The sequence below is a fragment of the Streptomyces sp. NPDC014764 genome (genome assembly GCF_043082785.1).
Lineage (GTDB): Bacteria > Actinomycetota > Actinomycetes > Streptomycetales > Streptomycetaceae > Streptomyces > Streptomyces althioticus.
The window spans coordinates 51,153-69,602 of the sequence record NZ_JBIBXY010000017.1; the positions used below are offsets into that span (position 1 = coordinate 51,153).

16 protein-coding genes are annotated in these 18,450 nt (G+C 73.9%); 3 read left to right on the top strand and 13 right to left on the bottom strand.

Going from position 1 to position 18,450, the window contains the following annotated elements; translation table 11 throughout:
- Positions 1-113: 113 nt before the first annotated feature.
- Positions 114-974 (top strand): 3-hydroxybutyryl-CoA dehydrogenase, encoded by an 861-nt coding sequence (locus ACF1AG_RS28715; protein WP_359605532.1) that lies wholly within the window; start codon positions 114-116, stop codon positions 972-974.
- A 180-nt stretch (positions 975-1,154) separates the two neighbouring features.
- On the opposite strand, the gene ACF1AG_RS28720 is transcribed toward ACF1AG_RS28715, so the two are convergent.
- The 10 genes from ACF1AG_RS28720 to infC all read right to left on the bottom strand — a co-directional run bounded on the left by ACF1AG_RS28720 (position 1,155) and on the right by infC (position 12,699).
- Positions 1,155-1,682: an NUDIX hydrolase gene (locus ACF1AG_RS28720; protein ID WP_359600868.1), complete on the bottom strand. Its 528-nt coding sequence runs from the start codon at positions 1,680-1,682 to the stop codon at positions 1,155-1,157.
- A 165-nt stretch (positions 1,683-1,847) separates the two neighbouring features.
- Positions 1,848-3,188, bottom strand: a complete 1,341-nt coding sequence (locus ACF1AG_RS28725) for a transcriptional regulator (protein WP_359600867.1) — start codon at positions 3,186-3,188, stop codon at positions 1,848-1,850.
- Positions 3,189-3,478: 290 nt separating this feature from the next.
- Entirely contained in the window at positions 3,479-4,543 is a 1,065-nt protein-coding gene (locus ACF1AG_RS28730; protein ID WP_359600866.1) for a PP2C family protein-serine/threonine phosphatase, read from the bottom strand.
- A 646-nt stretch (positions 4,544-5,189) separates the two neighbouring features.
- Positions 5,190-7,709, bottom strand: coding sequence for a phenylalanine--tRNA ligase subunit beta (pheT, locus tag ACF1AG_RS28735; RefSeq protein WP_359600865.1), 2,520 nt, complete (start codon positions 7,707-7,709; stop codon positions 5,190-5,192).
- Positions 7,709-8,830: a phenylalanine--tRNA ligase subunit alpha gene (gene pheS / locus ACF1AG_RS28740; protein ID WP_359600864.1), complete on the bottom strand. Its 1,122-nt coding sequence runs from the start codon at positions 8,828-8,830 to the stop codon at positions 7,709-7,711. The genes pheT and pheS overlap by 1 nt, the downstream gene beginning before the upstream one ends.
- Positions 8,831-9,005: 175 nt before the next feature.
- On the bottom strand, positions 9,006-10,151 hold the full coding sequence (locus tag ACF1AG_RS28745) for an ATP-binding protein (RefSeq protein ID WP_359600863.1): 1,146 nt from the start codon (positions 10,149-10,151) through the stop codon (positions 9,006-9,008).
- 91 nt (positions 10,152-10,242) lie between these two features.
- Complete coding sequence (locus ACF1AG_RS28750) at positions 10,243-11,103, bottom strand: RNA methyltransferase (protein WP_359600862.1); 861 nt, start codon at positions 11,101-11,103, stop codon at positions 10,243-10,245.
- 164 nt (positions 11,104-11,267) lie between these two features.
- Positions 11,268-11,651 (bottom strand): 50S ribosomal protein L20, encoded by a 384-nt coding sequence (gene rplT / locus ACF1AG_RS28755; RefSeq protein WP_004933571.1) that lies wholly within the window; start codon positions 11,649-11,651, stop codon positions 11,268-11,270.
- A 98-nt stretch (positions 11,652-11,749) separates the two neighbouring features.
- The gene (gene rpmI / locus ACF1AG_RS28760; RefSeq protein WP_003977225.1) at positions 11,750-11,944 is read right to left on the bottom strand and encodes a 50S ribosomal protein L35; all 195 of its coding nucleotides are present in this window, start codon (positions 11,942-11,944) and stop codon (positions 11,750-11,752) included.
- Between the two features lie 110 nt (positions 11,945-12,054).
- The gene (infC, locus tag ACF1AG_RS28765; RefSeq protein WP_189905907.1) at positions 12,055-12,699 is read right to left on the bottom strand and encodes a translation initiation factor IF-3; all 645 of its coding nucleotides are present in this window, start codon (positions 12,697-12,699) and stop codon (positions 12,055-12,057) included.
- A gap of 399 nt (positions 12,700-13,098) precedes the next feature.
- On the opposite strand from infC, the gene ACF1AG_RS28770 reads away from it, so the two are divergent.
- On the top strand, positions 13,099-13,476 hold the full coding sequence (locus ACF1AG_RS28770) for a DUF1844 domain-containing protein (protein WP_048459997.1): 378 nt from the start codon (positions 13,099-13,101) through the stop codon (positions 13,474-13,476).
- A 49-nt stretch (positions 13,477-13,525) separates the two neighbouring features.
- Here ACF1AG_RS28770 and ACF1AG_RS28775 read toward each other — a convergent pair whose 3' ends face one another.
- Positions 13,526-14,305, bottom strand: a complete 780-nt coding sequence (locus tag ACF1AG_RS28775; RefSeq protein WP_387796701.1) for an SseB family protein — start codon at positions 14,303-14,305, stop codon at positions 13,526-13,528.
- 60 nt (positions 14,306-14,365) lie between these two features.
- Here ACF1AG_RS28775 and ACF1AG_RS28780 point away from each other — a divergent pair, with 60 nt between their 5' ends.
- Positions 14,366-15,046 (top strand): serine hydrolase, encoded by a 681-nt coding sequence (locus ACF1AG_RS28780; protein ID WP_387796699.1) that lies wholly within the window; start codon positions 14,366-14,368, stop codon positions 15,044-15,046.
- 248 nt (positions 15,047-15,294) lie between these two features.
- Here the strand turns inward: ACF1AG_RS28780 and mycP are convergent, their stop codons facing one another.
- Together mycP and ACF1AG_RS28790 are read right to left on the bottom strand one after the other, a co-directional pair.
- On the bottom strand, positions 15,295-16,458 hold the full coding sequence (gene mycP / locus ACF1AG_RS28785) for a type VII secretion-associated serine protease mycosin (protein WP_359600859.1): 1,164 nt from the start codon (positions 16,456-16,458) through the stop codon (positions 15,295-15,297).
- Positions 16,455-18,224 carry a hypothetical protein gene (locus ACF1AG_RS28790; RefSeq protein WP_391810616.1) on the bottom strand — a complete coding sequence of 590 codons (1,770 nt, stop codon included), beginning with the start codon at positions 18,222-18,224 and terminating at the stop codon, positions 16,455-16,457. The genes mycP and ACF1AG_RS28790 overlap by 4 nt, the downstream gene beginning before the upstream one ends.
- Positions 18,225-18,450: the final 226 nt, after the last annotated feature.

Sequence of the window (18,450 nt, forward strand, 5' to 3'; positions counted from 1 at the left end):
GATGCCCCACCCCCGCGATCGATCATCGATACTTCGGAGTAACGTGCACGAACGGAGCAGGCGCCGGGACCCGGCACCCTGCCACAGCCGTAAGCAGTAGCGAAAGGGACGATGTGACCGACATCGAACGCGTCGGAGTGGTGGGCTGCGGTCAGATGGGCGCGGGTATCGCCGAGGTGTGCGCCCGTGCCGGGCTGGACGTCAAGGTCGCCGAAACCACCGGCGAAGCCCTGGAGATCGGCCGTACCCGGCTGTTCAACTCCCTGTCGAAGGCGGCGGAGCGCGGCAAGATCAGCGAGGAGGAGCTCGAGGCCACGCAGGCCCGGCTGACCTTCACCACGGACCTCGGCGAGTTCGCCGACCGTGACCTGGTGATCGAGGCCGTCGTCGAGAACGAGCAGGTGAAGACGGAGATCTTCCAGGTGCTCGACCAGGTGGTGACCCGCCCCGACGCGATCCTGGCGTCGAACACCTCCTCCATCCCGCTGGTGAAGCTGGCCGTCGCCACGTCCCGCCCGGACCACGTCATCGGCATCCACTTCTTCAACCCCGCCCCGGTGCAGCAGCTGGTCGAGCTGATCCCGGCGCTCACCACCTCCGAGGGCACGCTGAGCCGCGCGCAGGTCTTCACCGAGAAGGTGCTGGGCAAGCACGCGATCCGCGCCCAGGACCGCTCCGGCTTCGTGGTCAACGCGCTGCTGATCCCGTACCTGCTCTCCGCGATCCGGATGTTCGAGTCGGGCATCGCCAGCCGTGAGGACATCGACAACGGCATGGAGATGGGCTGCGCCCACCCGATGGGCCCGCTCAAGCTCTCCGACCTGATCGGCCTGGACACGGTCGCCTCGGTCGCCTACTCGATGTACGAGGAGTACAAGGAGCCGCTGTACGCGGCTCCCCCGCTGCTCCAGCGCATGGTCGACGCGGGCCGCCTGGGCCGCAAGACGGGGTCGGGCTTCTACTCGTACGAGTGACCGTACGAATCTCGGAGACACCGCGGGTCCCCGGCCGGTCGTCCGGCCGGGGACCCGCGGTGTCTCCGCCGAACGCCCGCCGGCAGTGGGTGAGCAGGGCGTGCAGCGCGGAGGGCCGGCGGGGCGCCGGACCAGGGTGAGCAGGGCCGGTACGTGCGCGCCGTTCGTCCGTCCCTCTTCCTAGAGGCGCAGGTGGTGCAGGAGGAGTAAGGCGGCCGCCATGTTGGCCGCGGGGACCTCGCCGCGGGTGATCAGGTCCGGGACCACCTTCAGCGGGACCCACTCGCGGCGGTCCGACTCGAACGCGTCGACGGGATCGCCGACGTACTCGCCCTCGTCGGACCAGAAGATGTGGTGGCGGGCGTCGGTGAGGCCGTTGGACGGCTCCACGCTCATCAGGTGGTGCAGCGGGCCCGGACGCCAGCCGGTCTCCTCCTCCAGCTCCCGGGCCGCCGCGTCGGCGACGTCCTCGCCGTCCTCGACGACGCCCGCCGCGAGCTCCCAGCCCCAGCTGTCGGTGATGAAGCGGTGCCGCCACAGCAGCAGGACCTCGTTGGCGTCGTTGACGACCGTGGCCACGGCGACGGGCCTCAGCCGTATGAGGAAGTGGTCGAGGTGTCGGCCGTCGGGGAGTTCGACATCCGCCAGATTGACGCTGAACCAGCGGTTTGAGTACACAGGCTGTTCGTTCTGTTTCGTCCACTGCATGGTTCTGCCGCCTTCCGATGGGTAAGGGGCAATATCGCAGCAGCGGCGGCCGTACAGCAGGCGCACGGAGGGCCGCCCGTGACGCATGGGGCGGCGCGGCGAGGCACGCGCCGGGCGCGGCCCGGTCACGGCCGCCCCTCGCACGCCGGAGGCCGCCCCGGCCGTCTACAGCGGTACCCGCAGGGCTCCGTCGATGAGTTCGGCGGCCTCGGCGGTGTCCGCGCACCCGCTGCGGATCAGATGCTCGCGCACCTCGCGCAGCCGGTCGCGCAGCCGCTGCGACTCCATGCCGCGGGCCTGTTCGGCCATCTGTACGGCGACGGCCACCGCCCGGTCGGCGTTGCCCTGGCGCAGTTCGACGGTGCACAGCATGGCCAGCCGGTGCACCCGGCCCCGGTCGTGCGCCGGGGTGTCCACGGCCGCCGCCGCGTGCTCGCCCGCCGCCGCCAGCTCGCCGAGGCTCAACAGCGCTTCCGCCACCTGCACGTTGACCAGGCCCGGCTGGACATAGCCGGTCTCGTCGGGCTCGTGGCCGCGGTGAATGCGCTCGGCGGACTCCTCGGCCCGCCGGATGCGGGACAAGGCGCCTGCCGCGTCTCCGAGATGGGCGTACGCCTTCGCCTGCATCGCGTACAGGTCCGAGGCGAGCGCGGGCGTGATGCGGCGACCGGCGGCGCGCAGCGCGGCCTCCGCGAAGGCGACGGCCTGCCGGAACTCCCGCATGTACAGGGACTGGTTGACGAGCAGAGCGATGACGTACGCGCCGAGGCCCCGGTCGCCGCTCGCCTTGGCGAGCCGCAGTGCCTGGTGGAAGTAGCGCTGGGCGAGGCCGTGGGCGTCGGAGTCGTAGGCGCAGATCCCCGCGATGGCGACCAACCCGCCTGTGGCGCGGTGGAGTTGGCGGCCGGTGGCGTCGGTGTAGCTGCCGCGCAGCAGCGGGGCCGCCTCGGCGTTGAGGAAGCCGACGACACGGGCGCGGGTCGCCATGCCACCGGCCTTGCGGTACATCTGCTCGTAGTGGGCGCGGGCGGCACGCAGCATCTCCAGGTCGGCGGGGGTGACCCGGTGCGGTCCGCCGCGCGAGACGTCCACGTCCTCGGGCGGGTTCTCCCACTCCCAGACGGGCATCACGGCCGGGGTGCCGGTGACGGCGGGGGCGCCGAGGAGGTGCGGGCGGCCCTGCTGGTCGGAACGCCACAGGGCGGTGGCCCGCTCGACGAAGCCGGAGAGCGAACCGGTGTGCGGGACGGCCGGGTCACCGGGGACGCCCAGGCCGATGTCGTCGAGGGTGACGGGGCGGCGCAGCCGGGCGGCGAGCACTTCGCAGATCAGGTCGGGCACCTGACCCCGGGGGCGCTGTCCCTTCAGCCACCGGGCCACGGCGGTGTGTTCGTAGCGCAGCGTCAGGCCGCGTGCCCGCCCCGCCTGGTTGACGTGTGCGGCCAGCCCCGCGTGGGAGATGCCGGCCTCGTCGAGGATCGCGTCCAGCAGAGTGTTGGGCTGCATGTCGGGCCCCCCGGTGGCTCGGTGCGGACAGGGTAGTGGCTGCGCGTTCACACGGGGTGTGAACGGAGTGCCCGCATCCGCAGTGTGCACGCGCTGTCGCAGAGCGTGCCCGGCCGGTTGACTGAATTGCCTCGAAAGAGGCCGGCCGGGCCGCCGGCTCCCCCTCGTACAGCGGCGGCCCGAATGTTCGCCGTCCGCCCGGCCGCCTGCCCGACACTCCGTGGCGGGGCGGACGGCCGCCGGCCTCGCGCGGCGCCCCCGGGCCGGCCGTGGCCGGGCGACGCGTGCGGTTACCGGTCCGCCGTGGCCGAGCGGGAGACACCGCGGGTCTGCCGCGTGGGCGGGGAGCAGCGTTCGTTTCTGATGATCAGCAGGGCCACGTCGTCCTTCGGCGGGCCGGCGCTGTGGTCGAGCAGGGCGGTGAGGACCGTCCGCAGGACGGCCTGGGGCGTCTGCGGGCGGTCGCGGGCCGCTTCGGCGAGGACCTCGCCGAGCGGGAAGAAGCGGCCGCCGGCGTCGCGGGCCTCCTCCGCGCCGTCGGTGTGCAGGACGAGGATGTCGCCGGGGAGCACCCGGCCGCACGGGGTGGCGGCCGGCTCGCCGGGCAGCGGGAACAGGCCGAGCGGCGGGAAAGGCTCGGCGTGGGCCAGCGGCTCGGCGCCCGCGCCGGTCAGCCGGTACGGCCACGGGTGGCCGCAGTTGAGGGCGTACACCTCGCCGTCCGGGAGGATCTCCAGCAGCAGGACGGTGACGAAGTCCTCGGCGGCGGGTGCGCCGTCCGGGGCGTGGTGGTCGCTGTGCGCCCGCTCGCGCAGGTGCCGGTCCATGGCGCGCTCCAGGCGGCGCAGCACCCCGGCGAGGGTCTTCTCGTCGTGGGCGGCCTCGCGGAAGCTGCCGAGGACGGCGGCGCCGGTACGGACGGCGCCGAGACCGTGACCGCGGACGTCCCCGATGACGGCCCGTACGCCGTGCTCGGTGGCCGTCACGTCGTACAGGTCGCCGCCGATGCGGGCGCCCCGCTCCGCGGAGAGGTGGACGGCGGCGACGGCCAGGCCCTCGACCCGTGGCGGCGGGGGCCGAAGCAGCACGCTCTGGGCGGCCTCGGCGATCCGGCGGGCGTGCCGGACCTCGCGGAGCATGCGGCGCCGGAAGTGCAGGACGATCCCGGTCCCCACGGCGCACAGCACGGCGCTGCTGACCAGGCGTGCGCCGAGGGCGTCGTCCCGGGCGAGCGGGCAGGTCAGCCGGTAGGCCACCGCGACGGCGCCCCACGCCGTCGGCACCGCGAGGGAGCGCAGCCGTGACAGGAACCGGGGTGGCGCCCCGCGGGGAGCCCCAGGAATGAAGCGGATCATGCCGATGGCCCCCCAAATAGGCCCGGACAGCGCAGACCGGCCTCGAGAGGCCGGTCCGATTCTGTCGACCGTGACGGCCGTTCCGGACGCATCACCCGGCTCAGTCACCCGAACGAGTGAGTAACCGGTAGGACGCCGGAGTTCCGCTCACTGACCAGCCCTGACATGCCCTCGCCCACCCCCGCATATGCCCGAACCGGAACCCACCCTCCGCCCCTCCGGGGAGCCTGTGTCCCACGGTTCCGTGGGCTGGGGTAGGCCCCCGCGGCCGGGAAGTGGTGGGTGCGGGCGCCCGCACTGTCACTGCTCCGGCGGAAACGGCGACGGGCCGGCGCTCCCCCTACGCCGCAGGAGCCGTGCCGCTCGGCGCAAGCCGCGCAGCGCGCGTCAGGCGATGCGCCGCCGGCCGCGCTGGGCCCGGGCGCCCCGGAGACCCGACCTCGTGAGCGGAAACCGGACCCGGCATTTGGGCAACGCGCCTCGGGTCGCAGCTCTCGGGGCCTCGCCCACCGCCTCGTGAACGCCCCTCACCGGCACAGTTCCACACCGCGCGCCTCTCGAGCGGGGCCCCGCCCCCGGCGCACCACGGGCCGGTTCCAAGGCGTCCTGCCTTGGAGCCGGCCCGTGCGCGGGAGAGCGTGCGGCGTCAGCCGCGGAGTACCGCTCCGGTGCGGTCCGTCGCCAGCGCGACCGCCGCTTCGCGGGCCGCCGACGCCTCGTCGACGGTCAGGGTGCGGTCGTCCGCGCGGAAGCGCAGCGCGTAGGCCAGGGACTTGCGGCCCTCGCCCAGCTGCTCGGCGTTCTCGTAGACGTCGAACAGGCGGATGGACTCCAGGAGTTCGCCCGCGCCCTCGCGCAGCGCCGCCTCCACGTCCGAGGCGGGCACGTAGGCGTCGACGACCAGGGCGACGTCCTGCGTGGCGACCGGGAAGGTGGAGATGGACGGCGCCTGCGGGACCGTGTCGCCGACCCGCTCGAGGACGTCCAGGTCCAGCTCCGTCGCGCAGGCGCGCGCGGGCAGGCCCAGCGTCTTCACGACGCGCGGGTGCAGCTCACCGGCGTGGCCGACGACGCGCTCGGCGCCGTCGACGGTGACGGTCAGTTCGGCGCAGCGGCCCGGGTGCCACGGACCGTACTGTCCCTTGCGGATGCCCAGTTCGGCGCCGGCCTCGCGGGCGACGGTCCGGGCGGCCTCGACCGCGTCGGCCCAGTCGGCCGGGCGGCCCTTGCCCCACCAGCCGGCCTGCTCGCGGGCGCCGGCCAGGACCACGGCGACGTGCCGGGGCTGGTCGGGCAGCGCGGCGTTCAGCGCGGCGATGTCGTCGGGGCTCGGACGCCGGTCGACGGGGAGGTTCGCGGCGGCCCTGGCGGCGTCGCGCGGCTGGAAGACCAGGCCGGTCTCGAACAACGCCAGGTCGTGCGAGCCTCGGCCGTCGTTCCGGCGCAGGGCGGCGAGCAGCCCGGGCAGCAGGGAGGTCCGCAGCGCGGGCTCCTCGTCGCTGAGCGGGTTGACCAGCTTGACGACGCGGCGGGCCGGGTCGTCGGCCTCCAGTCCGAGCTGGTCGAAGACCTGCTCGCTGACGAACGGGTAGTTCAGCGCCTCCACGTACCCGGCCCCGGCGAGCGCCCGGCCGATGCGGCGGTGCAGCCGCTGGCGGCCGGTCAGACCCCGGCCGGCGGGCGGCCTGGGCAGGGTGGAGGGCAGGTTCTCGTAACCCTCCAGCCGGATGACCTCCTCGGCGAGGTCGTTCGGGTCGGTGAGGTCGGGGCGCCACGACGGCACAGTGACGATCAGCTCGTCCTGGCCGTAGACGTCGCAGCCGACCTCCTGGAGGCGGCGGACGACGGTCTCCCGGCCGTAGGTCACACCGGCGACCCTGTCCGGATGGTCGGCGGCCACGGTGATGGTGTGCGGCGCGCTCGGGGCGATGACCTCGGTGACGCCGGCCTCGGCGGTGCCGCCGGCGAGCAGCACCAGCAGGTCGACGGTGCGCTGCGCGGCGGCGGACGCGGCCTGCGGGTCGACACCGCGCTCGAAGCGCCGGGACGCCTCGGAGGACAGCTTGTGGCGGCGGGCCGTGCGGGCCACCGCCACCTGGTCGAAGTGGGCCGCCTCGATGATCACGTCGGTCGTCCCGGCGCCCTCCTCGGAGGGGTCGTGGTCGGCGATCTCGGTGTCGGCGCCGCCCATGACGCCGGCGAGGCCGATGGGGCCGCGGTCGTCGGTGATGACGAGGTCCTCGGCGTGCAGCTTCCGCTCGACGCCGTCCAGGGTGACGATCTTCTCGCCCTCCTGCGCGCGGCGGACGCCGATCGTGCCCTGGACCTGGCCGCGGTCGTAGGCGTGCAGCGGCTGGCCGAGCTCCATCATCACGTAGTTGGTGACGTCGACTGCGAGCGAGATCGGGCGCATGCCGACCTTCTGGAGCCGGCGCTGGAGCCAGATCGGGGAGCGGGCCTCGGGGCTGAGGCCGGTCACCGTGCGGGCGGTGAAGCGGTCGCAGCCGGCCGGGTCGGAGACCTTCACGGGGTAGCCGTAGGCGTTGGGCCCGGGCACGTCGAGCAGCGCCGGGTCGCGCAGCGGCAGACCGTAGGCGATGGCGGTCTCGCGGGCGACGCCGCGGATGGACAGGCAGTCGCCGCGGTTGGCGGTGACGGCGATGTCCAGGACCTCGTCGACCAGTTCGAGCAGCTCGACGGCGTCCTTGCCGACCTCGGTCTCCGGCGGCAGCACGATGATGCCGTGGGTGCCGTCGTCGCCCATGCCCAGCTCGTCGCTGGAGCAGATCATGCCGTGGGACGTCTTGCCGTAGGTCTTGCGGGCGCTGATGGAGAAACCGCCGGGCAGGGTGGCGCCGGGCAGGACCACGACGACCTTGTCGCCGACGGAGAAGTTCCGGGCGCCGCAGACGATCTCCTGGGGCTCGCCCGTGCCGTTGGCCCGGCCGACGTCGACCGTGCAGAAGCGGATGGGCTTCTTGAAGCCCTCCAGCTCCTCGATGGTCAGCACCTGGCCGACGACCAGCGGGCCCTTGAGGTCGGCGCCGAGGTGCTCGACGGTCTCGACCTCAAGGCCGGCCGAAATCAGCTTGGCCTGCACGTCGCGGCCGGTCTCGGTGGCCGGCAGGTCGACGTACTCCCGCAGCCAAGAAAGCGGGACCCGCATCAGATCTCCATCCCGAACGGCCGGGTGAACCGGACGTCACCCTCGACCATGTCTCGCATGTCCTCGACGTTGTGGCGGAACATCAGCATCCGCTCGATGCCGAACCCGAAGGCGAAGCCGCTGTACTTCTCCGGGTCGACGCCGCAGGCGGTGAGCACCCGCGGGTTGACCATGCCGCAGCCGCCGAGCTCGATCCAGCCCTCGCTGGAGCAGGTGCGGCAGGGCCGGTCGGGGTTGCCGACGGACGCGCCCTTGCAGACGTAGCAGAGCATGTCCATCTCGGCGCTGGGCTCCGTGAAGGGGAAGAAGTTCGGCCGCAGCCGGGTCTTCATCTCCGCGCCGAACAGCGACTGGACCATGTGGTCCAGGGTGCCCTTGAGGTCCGCCATGGTCAGACCCTCGTCGACGGCGAGCAGCTCGACCTGGTGGAAGACGGGCGTGTGCGTGGCGTCCAGCTCGTCCGTGCGGTACACGCGGCCTGGGCAGATCACGTACACCGGCAGCTCGCGGTCGAGCAGGGAGCGGATCTGCACGGGCGAGGTGTGGGTGCGCAGCACGACGCCGGCGTCGGTGCCGCCCTCGGGGCCCTGCACGAAGAAGGTGTCGGCCTCGCCGCGGGCGGGGTGGTCCGGGCCGATGTTGAGGGCGTCGAAGTTGAACCACTCGGCCTCGACCTCGGGGCCCTCGGCGACCTCGTAGCCCATGGCCACGAACACGTCCTCAATGCGCTCGGAGAGCGTGGTGAGCGGGTGGCGGGCGCCGGCCGGGACGCGGTCGTGGGGCAGCGTGACGTCCACGGCCTCCTCGACCAGGACGCGCGCGTCGCGCTCGGCCTCCAGCTCCTCCTGGCGGGCGGCCAGCGCCTTGTTCACCGCGCCGCGGGCCATGCCGACGCGCTTGCCGGCCTCGGCCTTGGCGTGCGGGGGCAGGGCGCCGATCTCGCGGTTGGCCAGCGACAGCGGGGACGTGCCGCCGGTGTGGGCGACCTTCGCCTCCTGGAGCGCGTCGAGGGAGTCCGCGGCGGCGAAGGCGGCGAGCGCCTCGTCCCGCATGCGCTCGATCTCTTCCGGTTTCAACGCCTCGACCTCGACAGGGTCGTACGACTTATTCGGTGCCGACATCTCTTCCCGTGCTTCCGATTGGCTGGCTGATGGTCCCCGTCATCGACTCGTGGACGAACGGTCCGTCGCGCGCCCGCAGCGGGCCGCGGCTTTCGTCCTCGGGACGCAAAGGTGCCAAAGGCCGAGTCTAACGGGGTGGGGGTACGCGAAGGCGCCCGTGGGGGCCGCAGGCGTCTCAGGTGAGATACGCGGGGGCCGCCACGGGCAACGTAAATCGGAACTCGGCGCCGCCGCCGGGGGCGCGTCCGACCGTGATGGTGCCGCCGTGTGCCTCGACGATGCCCTTGACGATGTACAGCCCGAGTCCCGTGCCACCGCGCTTGCTGCCCCGCCAGAAGCGGGTGAAGACGCGGTTCATGGACTCCTCCGGGATGCCGGGCCCCTCGTCGCTGACGGTGACCGACGTGGCTGCGGGTTCGGCGTGCTCGCGGTCGCGGGGCGACGCCGAGGGTGTGATGTCGATGGTGACGGTTCCCTCGCCGTGACGCACGGCATTTTCCAGCAGGTTGCTCAGCACCTGGTCGATCTTGTCGGGGTCGGCCCACAGCGCGGGCAGCGGATGCTGCACCCGCAGCAGGAACCGGTCGGCGGGCCGGCCCGCGGCGACGTGCGCCTGGATGTGCCGGCCCACGGCGGCCCCGATGTCGACGGGCTGGCGGCGCACCTCGAGGCGCCCGGAGTCGATGCGGGATATGTCGAGCAGCTCGGCGATGAGCCGGGTGACGCGGTCGGCGTCGGCGTCGACGGTCTCCAGCATGAGCCGCTTCTGATCGTCGGTGAACCTCTCCCACTTGGCGAGGAGGGTGGCGGTGAAACCCTTGACCGAGGTGAGCGGGGAGCGCAGTTCGTGCGCCACGGTCGCGATCAGCTCGGCGTGGCTGCGCTCGGTGCGGCGCCGCGCCTCGGTGTCGCGCAGGGTGACCACGACACGGCGCACGGGCCCGGTGGGGCGGGTGCGGACGTAGCGGGCGGAGACGAGGACCTCGCGGCCGCCGGGCAGGAGGAGGTTGCGCTCGGGCTGGCCGACCCGGATGGCGAGGCCGCCGTAGGGGTCGGTGAGCTGCCACCAGCGGCGCCCCTCCAGGTCCTCTAACGGCAGCGCGGTCTCCAGGGACCGGCCGAGGGCCTGCTCGGCGGGGACGGCGGTGATGCGTACGGCGGCGGCGTTGAAGCAGATCACCCGGCCGTGCTCGTCGGCGACGACGAGTCCGTCGGGGAGCTGGTCGGGGTCGATGCCGAGGTCGGCGACGTCACCGGGCCGGGGCGCGGGCGGGCGCGCCGTGCGCTCTGCTCCCGGTGCGCTGCTCGTGCCGACGCTCATCCCCGTACCCCACCTCTCGGAACGTCTTCGGGGCGCCCCGTTCCCGGGCCCCGGCCGAGAGCTTGGGGAGGTCCCCGAGCTGGTCAGCCTACTAGCTCCCGGTGACGGAGCGGGACCCTCCGGCGGCGCGCTGTGCACGTGCCGACGCGTAGAGACATACGGCGGCGGCGGTGGCGAGGTTCAGACTCTCCGCCTTTCCGTGGATGGGGACGCGGACGACGGCGTCGGTGAGGGCGCGGGTCTCCTCTGGAAGGCCCCACGCCTCGTTGCCGAAGATCCAGGCGGTGGGACCGCCCATGGCGCCCTTGTCGAGCTCCTCGTCGAGGTCGCGGTCGCCCGCGCCGTCGGCGGCGAGCAGCCGTACGCCGGCGTCGCGCAGTCCGGCCACGGCCCGCTCGACGGGCACGTTCACGGCGACGGGCAGGTGGAAGTGGGAGCCGACGGAGGCGCGGACGGCCTTCGGGTTGTACAGGTCGACGGAGGCGTCGGTGAGGACGACGGCGTCGGCCCCGGCGGCGTCGGCGCAGCGCAGCACGGTGCCGGCGTTCCCGGGGTCGCGGACGTGGGCGAGGACGGCGACCAGGCGAGGGCGGGCGGCGAGGATCTCCTCGAACGGCGTGTCCAGGAACCGGCAGACGCCGACGAGGCCCTGCGGGGTGACGGTGGTGGAGATGTCGGCGACGACCTCGTCGGACGCGAGGTGGACACGGGCGCCGGCGTCCCGGGCGGCACCGACGATGTCGGCGTACCGCTCGGCGGCCTCGGGGGTGGTGAACAGCTCGACGAGGGTGGCGGTGTCCTGGGTGCGGTGCGCGGCGGCCTCACGGACGGCCTGCGGTCCCTCCGCGAGGAACAGGCGTTCCTTCCCCCGGAAGTTCCGCTTGGCGAGCCGCCGCGCGGCGCCCACCCGGGCGGACCGGGGAGAAATCAGCTCAGGACCGACGGACACCATTCAAGTCACCTTCAGCAAAGTCAGCCAGGGGCGCGGGGAACTGCGCGACCGGCCACGAACCGCCCGCACCCGCGAACCGGCCGCCGGACAACGACACAGCACGGGACCCGCAGGCCGAAGCCTGCGGGTCCCGGAGATCGGAACGTCGGCCGAGGCCGACGACCTCACGCAGCCTTGGGCGCGTTCACGTCCGCCGGCAGCGCCTTCTGCGCGACCTCGACGAGCGCGGCGAAGGCGGTGGCGTCGTTGACAGCCAGCTCGGCCAGGATCTTGCGGTCCACCTCGACGTTGGCGGCCTTCAGACCCTGGATGAAGCGGTTGTACGTGATGCCGTTGGCGCGGGCAGCGGCGTTGATGCGCTGGATCCACAGCTGACGGAAGTCGCCCTTGCGCTTCTTGCGGTCGTTGTAGTTGTAGACCAGCGAGTGGGTGACCTGCTCCTTGGCCTTGCGGTACAGGCGCGAGCGCTGACCGCGGTAGCCGGAGGCCTGCTCGAGGATCGCCCGGCGCTTCTTGTGGGCGTTGACTGCCCGCTTGACGCGTGCCACTTGTTAACTCCTTGTAGCGGGGCCGTGGTGGTGCTCACACGGCCCGGTATCGAATGGGTCCCGGTCTGACGTACGTACGGCGCTCACGCGCCGGGGCGTCACTTGCCGAGAAGCTTCTTGATCTTCGCGGCGTCGCCCGGGGCCATCTCGGCGTTGCCGGTGAGGCGACGCGTCACACGGGACGACTTGTGCTCGAGCAGGTGGCGCTTGCCGGCACGCTCGCGGAGCACCTTGCCGGAGCCGGTGATCTTGAAGCGCTTGCTGGCACCGCTGTGCGACTTGTTCTTCGGCATAGCGCCGTTCTCTCCTCGTCGGTGGCGCTCCTGTGCCCGGTCGTGAAACCGGGCACTGTGGAGCGTCGTACTTGTGTCGGGTTGCTTCCTGGGGCTCGCGCCCCGGGGAGTCACGCCTCGGCCGGCTCCTCGGCCGCCTGGGCGCTGTCCGCGTCCGCGGCGTTCTGCGACTTGCCGGGGTTGGCCTTCGCTTCCGCCTTGCGGGCTTCCTGCGCCTGGCGGGCCTCGGCCATCGCCTCGGTCTTCTTCTTGTGCGGACCGAGAACCATGATCATGTTTCGGCCGTCCTGCTTCGGGTTCGACTCCACGAACCCGAGGTCGGCCACATCCTCCGCGAGCCGCTGCAGGAGCCGGTAACCGAGCTCCGGCCGGGACTGCTCGCGACCACGGAACATGATCGTGATCTTGACCTTGTCGCCCTGCTTGAGGAACCGGACGACGTGACCCTTCTTGGTGTCGTAGTCGTGCGGGTCGATCTTCGGCCGGAGCTTCATCTCCTTGATGACCGTGTGCGCCTGGTTCTTGCGCGCCTCACGGGCCTTCATGGCCGACTCGTACTTGAACTTCCCGTAGTCCATGAGCTTGCACACGGGCGGACGGGCGTTCGCCGCGACCTCCACGAGGTCGAGGTCGTACTCCTGCGCAAGCTCCAGGGCCTTGGCAAGCGGGACAATCCCGACCTGCTCGCCGCTGGGACCGACAAGTCGCACCTCGGGAACGCGAATCCGGTCGTTGATGCGGGGCTCGGCGCTGATGGATCCTCCTCGGTAGCACCACGCGACGGTCTGGCGGACAGCCGCGTAACGTCTGTGTTCGTTAGACCTAACCGCGCCGAGACAACAAAAATGCCCCGGACGATCACAGTCGGGGCTCCTCGAACTACCGGAGCACCGCCACGGTGGATCGCGGGGCGCGCTTTCGGGCCGATCGCCGACTCGGGGACGGGATCTGCCTGACCGGTGACCCGCCGCCCTGAGGGCGGCCAGGTGGGAGTTCGAAAGCCTCCACTTGTGGGCCGGGCTCGCGTGCCGTGAGACATACGGGTCCGACCGGTCGTTACACAAGGTTAGCAGCTCCCGGAGACGGGCACCAACCGGCCGTCCGCCCGGCTCCTGGCGTCGGGAGCGCGGCGGGCTGCGCCTATCGTGTGGGGCATGAGTGAGACCTCCCCCTCGGACACCCCCGAGACCCCCGGCAGCCCCGACTTCGACGCCATGGCCCGCGACATCGCGGAGGTCCCGGCGGTCGAGGTGATCGTCACGGTCGCCGTCAACCTGATGAGCGCCGCCGCCGTGAAGCTCGGTCTGACCGAGGAGGGCGACCAGCACAAGGACCTGGACGAGGCCCGCAAGCTGGTGCACGCGCTGGCCGGTCTGCTGGACGCCTCGGCGACCGAGATCAGCTCGTTCCACGCGGCGCCGCTGCGGGACGGCCTGAAGTCGCTGCAGCTCGCCTTCCGCGAGGCCTCCCTGGTCCCGGACGAGCCGGGCAAGGGGCCGGGCGAGAAGTACACGGGCGCGGTCTACGGCTGAGGACGCGGCGCCCCCGAAGCCGGGGCGCCCCGTTCTGCCGTTCCCCCTTCTACCGACGTACGTACAGGGGCTCGCCGGGAGGCGTCGCCTCGGCCGGCAGGACTGCCAGGTCGAGGCCGCGCACCAGGCGGGCCCTCAGTGTCTCGTCGGCGGCGAGCCGCTGCGCCACGGCACGGGCGGCCTCGGCGACCGGCGCGGCCGGGTCGAGGACGAGGGCGAGGGTGCCGTCGGCCTGTCCCGGCCCGAGGTGGGCGCGCACCACGGCGGGCTCGGCGGCGACGGCGTTCCGTACGGCCTCGACGACGGCGGGGTCCTTCAGCGGGTCGGTGCTCGTGCGGCCCTCGGCGAGGGCGAGCAGCGTGGGTCCGGTCAGTTCGAACGGCACCGGGCCCGCCAGGTCGAGGACGACAGTGTCCGCCTTCTCGTGCGCGGCGGCCTGGAGCGCCTGATGCAGTGGTACGGCGACGGGGCGGGCCTCCGGGTCCCAGCGGGCGAGGGAGTCGGTGGAGGTGAAGGCGGGCAGCGCGGTGCGCCCGCCGGCCTTCAGCGTGGGCACCGCCATGTCGCTGGTCTTCTCGCGGCGCAGCCCGGCCCCCCGTCGTCCGCCGCCGCTCTTCCCGGCAGCTTCGCGCCCCTCTTCGTCGCCCTCCTCCACCTCGCCGAGCAGAGCCACGACGGGGACGAGCAGCCGGGCGTCCTTGAGCGCCTCCAGGACCGGCCCGACGGCGTTGCCGTCCTCGGCCCAGGCGGCGAGCGCGGCGCTCAGCCGGGGGTCGGCGGTTCCGTCGTCGTCGCGGAAGGGGGAGTCGGGAATGTTCTTGTTCGCCACGGTCACCGACCTTAGCGGCCGTGGGCGGGACGCCCGGACAGGGGCAGGAGGGAGCGCGGGGTGACGGACGGGCCGAGGGTGTCGGCGGCGGCGCTGGACCTGGCGGGCGGGGAGACGTACGCCTCGGACGAGGGGGTCTTCGTGACCGCGAGCGCGGTGAAGGTGGACATCCTGATCGCGCTGCTGCTGGCAGCGCGGGACGAGGGGCGTGAACTCACCGCCGCCGAGCGGGCGCACGCGGAGGCGATGATCGTACGCAGCGACAACGACGCGGCGACGGCGCTGTGGCAGGTGGTGGGGCGGGCGGCGGGGCTGGACGCGGCGAACGCCCGGCTCGGCCTCACCGGCACCGCGGCCGACGCACGCTGGGGGCTGACCCGCACCACGGCCGCGGACCGCGTGACGCTGCTGCGGCGGATCCTCACGCCTGACGCCGTTCTGGACGAGGCCGCGCGGGCGTACGTACGGGAGTTGACGGAGCGGGTGGTACCGGAGCAGGCGTGGGGTGTGCCGGCCCTGGCCGACCCGGGCACACGGTGGGCCGTGAAGAACGGCTGGCTGCCACGGGACGCGACCGGCCTGTGGGTGGTGAACAGCACTGGGTGTGTGACGGCGGGCGGGCGCGTGTACGCGGTGGCGGTGCTGTCGGACGGCCACGCGTCGATGGCTGCCGGGGTGGCGCGGGTGGAGGAGGCGGCACGGGAGGCGGTGCGAGTGCTGGCGCGGCGCGTACGCGACTGAAACGTTACGGCGCCTGCGAGCGCCCTCAGGGGCGCGGGGAACTGCGCGACCAGCCACGGACCGCCCGCACCCGGCGCGGCAGACGTGCCACCGCACCAACCCTCCCCCACTCCCCAGGCACGACTGCCCCGCGTCCGGGGGGCCCTTCCAGCGGCCGTGGTGACAGCACACCTCAGGGGCGCGGGGAACTGCGCGACCAGCCACGGACCGCCCGCACCCGGCGTCACCGGGCTGCCACGGCGGCGCGCTCAGAACGTGTCGTTCTCCCGGCGCCCCCGCCACAGAACGACCGCCGCGACCAGAAGGACTCCCCCCGCGCCGCCGGCCAGAGGGGCCGCCCAGCCCGCGGTGTCGTCGCCGGGGGCGTCGGCGGCCGGGCCCGGGCCGAAGTACTCGTCGCCGTACGCCGCCGCCTTCAGGCCCTCCGGCTTCAGTCGGCCCGCGGCCTCGATCGCGGCGGCCGGGTCGATGAACCCGAAGCCGCGCGAGTCGTCGCGGCCTGCGGCGGGCGCGTTGCGGGCGGTGTCCTCCAGAAGCCGCTTGATCTGCGCCGGGGTCAGGTCCGGGTGGGCGGCCTTGACCAGGGCGACGGCGCCGGAGACGAAGGCGGCGGCGGCGCTGGTGCCCCAGCCCTCGTAGTACTTGTGGTCGGGGTCGGCGATGATCACGTCGACGCCGGGGGCGCTGACGGTGGCGTACCAGCGGCGGGTGGAGAAGGGGGCGCGGGTGCCGTAGCGGTCGACGGCGGTGGCGGCGATGACGCCCGGGTAGGCCGCCGGGTAGGAGATCCGGTCGCCCTTCTCGCCGCCGTTCCCCGCGGAGGCGACGACGACCACGCCCTTGCGCAGGGCGTACTGGATCGCCTCGTCCTCGCCCTCCTCCGGGTGTGCGGAGGCGGAGTCGTCGCCGAGGGACAGGTTGATGACGTCGGCGCCGTGGTCGGCGGCCCAGCGGATGCCTTCGGCGAGGGCGTTGCCGCGGGTGCTGCGGGCCTTGGCGCGGGCCGGGTCCTTGTCCTCCAGGATGACGCGGACGGGGAGGATCTTCGCCTCGGGGGCGACGCCCAGGACGCCGTCGCCGTTGCCCGGGCCGTGCCCGTGACCGGCGATGATGCCGGCCATGGCGGTGCCGTGGCGGGCCCACGCCTCGTCGCCCTCGCGCGCGCCGAAGCCGACGAGGTCCTTGCCCTCGAGGACGTTGCCGTCGAGGTCGGGGTGGTCGGCCTCGACGCCGGTGTCCAGGACGGCGACGGTGACGCCCGCGCCGCGCGTGGTGGTCCACACCTGGTCGGTGTGCAGGGCGTCCAGGGCCCACTGCCGGTCGCGGATGGTGTCGGCGTGCGCGGTGGTCGCGGGGACCAGGACGAGGGCCGCGGCGAGCAGGCCGCCGAGGGCGGCGGGGCGCTTCCTCATGACGGACGCTCCGTGGGGGTGCCGGCCCGCTGGCGCAGGGCGCGTTCGAAGCGGTCGGCGAGACCGCGGGCCTCGTGGCCCAGGCCGGCCTGGGCGGGGGCGGTGGTGGCTCCGGGCCCCATGGCGTCCTCGGCGGGCTGCGGCTCGTCGACGGTCCGGTTGTCGGCCCAGCCGGAGACGGCGTAGACGACGACGGGGGCGTCGGTGAGGACGGAGATCGCCCAGGAGGCCCGCTGCCCGGCGCCGAAGCCCTCGGCCGCGGTGTCCTTCGCCGCGTAGGGCAGCGGCATCAGGTCGCCACGGCGGTCCAGGCGTTCGCGCTCGAAGCGGCGGGCCAGGGCCTCCATGCCGGCCGCGTCGGCCTCGGTGAACAGCAGTCCGACGGTGGTGACATGGCTCTGCGTGGCGTCGGTGTAGGTGGCGCGGAGCAGACGCTCGCAGCCGACGGGGGCGAGGACGCGGGTGAGCAAGGCGTCGAAGGCCCCCTTGCAGCCGCTGTCGGGGGCGACGGCGATACGCGTCCAGACCCGGTCGGCCTCCCCGGGGCCCGCGCCCCGGCCCTGCACGGTCGGCGGGAACAACTGGTCGACGGGCACCTCGTGCCACAGGTCGCCCGCGACCGCGAAGGCGTGGCGGGTGCCGGGGCCCTCGGGCCCGTCGGCGAGCCAGGCACCGGTGACGGCGCCGCCGATCAGCCCCGTGCCGAGCACGAGACAGACGGCCGCGGCGACGACCTGGCCGCGGGTGCGGCGGGCGAACGGGCGGGGCCGGCGCCCGGGTTCACCGAAGGACAAGGGGGCGGGACGCCCCGCGCCGGGGACGCCGCCCGGTGACATGGGCGCGCTCCAGGACAACGCGGGGTCCGGCTCGGCCGGGACGGGACGCAGCCGGGTGGTCGTCTCGGAGGGGGCCTCCGTACGGGGCCGGTGCGCGGGGCGCGGCGGCACGGCGTCGGGCGTCACAGGCGCCTCCGTGGGCGGCCCGTACGCAGGGCGCGGCGGCCCACCGCGGGGCGTCGCGGGCGCCTCCGTACGCGGGCCGTACGCAGGGCGCGGCGGCACGGCGTCGGGCGTCGCGGGCGTGCCCCGCCCGACGGCGGGCGGCGCGTCCGGGAACCGCGCGGAGGCCTGGGGCGGCGGAGGCGCGGAGCGGTCGGGGCCCTCGGCCCCGATCCGGGGGAAGCGGGGGCGCGCGGTCGTGCGGCCGGGAGTCCCGTCGCCCGTGGGGCGGTACGCGGGTTCGGCGGGAGCCACGTCGGTGCGGTGCGCGCCGGACGCGGGAGGCGGGGCCGGGCGGGCCGTGGGGCCGTCGCCGGTGGGGCGGTTCGACCGCTCGGCGGTGCCTGCGACGCGCACGTCGGAGGCGGCGGGCGTGGCCGGGGGGGACGTCGGTTCGGCGGGGGCCGCGGCGCGGGAGGTGCCGTCGGGGGCGGGGCGCTGGGTGCCGACGGTGCTCGTGGGGTTGTCGGTGCCGGACGGCCCGTGCGGCCGTTCGGTTCGGGCCGCGCCCGCGCCGGGGGCGCCGGCGGACGCCCGGGGCGTCGTCGGGCCGGCACCGGTCGCCGTGCCCGCGTCCCACGCGCCCGGCCCGCCGCGCGGATCCTCGGCGCGGTCCGTGTCCATATCGTCGGAGGCGGGCCGGTCCGCCTGCGGCGAGGGCGTGTCGTCGAGCGGGCTCCGGGGGTCGAACGGTCCCGGGTTGCCTGCGGTGCGGGGGGCGTGGGGCGGGCGCGGGGGGAGGGAGGCGCGGCGCGCTTCCGTGCTCATGCACCCCCCGTTTCCTCGTGCCCGGGCCGGTCCTCGTCGTCCGCGGCCGGTGTGTCGCTGCCAGGTGGCCCGGCGCGGACGCGTCCCGGGCACAGATACCCGCACGACCGGCGCGTCATCCCGCCCGGACGTCCGGGACGGCCCCGTACCGCCGTGCGTGCGCGTCACTCTACGGCGTGCGGCGCGTCGAACGGGAACCAGTCCGCAGGCCCGCGGCATCTGCCCG

What these genes read in the sequence shown, in the direction of transcription:
- ACF1AG_RS28720 (WP_359600868.1), bottom strand. Translation starts at nt 1,682, where the DNA reads ATGCAGTGGACGAAACAGAACGAACAGCCTGTGTACTCAAACCGCTGG.
- ACF1AG_RS28725 (WP_359600867.1), bottom strand. Translation starts at nt 3,188, where the DNA reads ATGCAGCCCAACACTCTGCTGGACGCGATCCTCGACGAGGCCGGCATC.
- ACF1AG_RS28730 (WP_359600866.1), bottom strand. Translation starts at nt 4,543, where the DNA reads ATGATCCGCTTCATTCCTGGGGCTCCCCGCGGGGCGCCACCCCGGTTC.
- pheT (WP_359600865.1), bottom strand. Translation starts at nt 7,709, where the DNA reads ATGCGGGTCCCGCTTTCTTGGCTGCGGGAGTACGTCGACCTGCCGGCC.
- pheS (WP_359600864.1), bottom strand. Translation starts at nt 8,830, where the DNA reads ATGTCGGCACCGAATAAGTCGTACGACCCTGTCGAGGTCGAGGCGTTG.
- ACF1AG_RS28745 (WP_359600863.1), bottom strand. Translation starts at nt 10,151, where the DNA reads ATGAGCGTCGGCACGAGCAGCGCACCGGGAGCAGAGCGCACGGCGCGC.
- ACF1AG_RS28750 (WP_359600862.1), bottom strand. Translation starts at nt 11,103, where the DNA reads ATGGTGTCCGTCGGTCCTGAGCTGATTTCTCCCCGGTCCGCCCGGGTG.
- rpmI (WP_003977225.1), bottom strand. Translation starts at nt 11,944, where the DNA reads ATGCCGAAGAACAAGTCGCACAGCGGTGCCAGCAAGCGCTTCAAGATC.
- ACF1AG_RS28770 (WP_048459997.1), top strand. Translation starts at nt 13,099, where the DNA reads ATGAGTGAGACCTCCCCCTCGGACACCCCCGAGACCCCCGGCAGCCCC.
- mycP (WP_359600859.1), bottom strand. Translation starts at nt 16,458, where the DNA reads ATGAGGAAGCGCCCCGCCGCCCTCGGCGGCCTGCTCGCCGCGGCCCTC.
- ACF1AG_RS28790 (WP_391810616.1), bottom strand. Translation starts at nt 18,224, where the DNA reads ATGAGCACGGAAGCGCGCCGCGCCTCCCTCCCCCCGCGCCCGCCCCAC.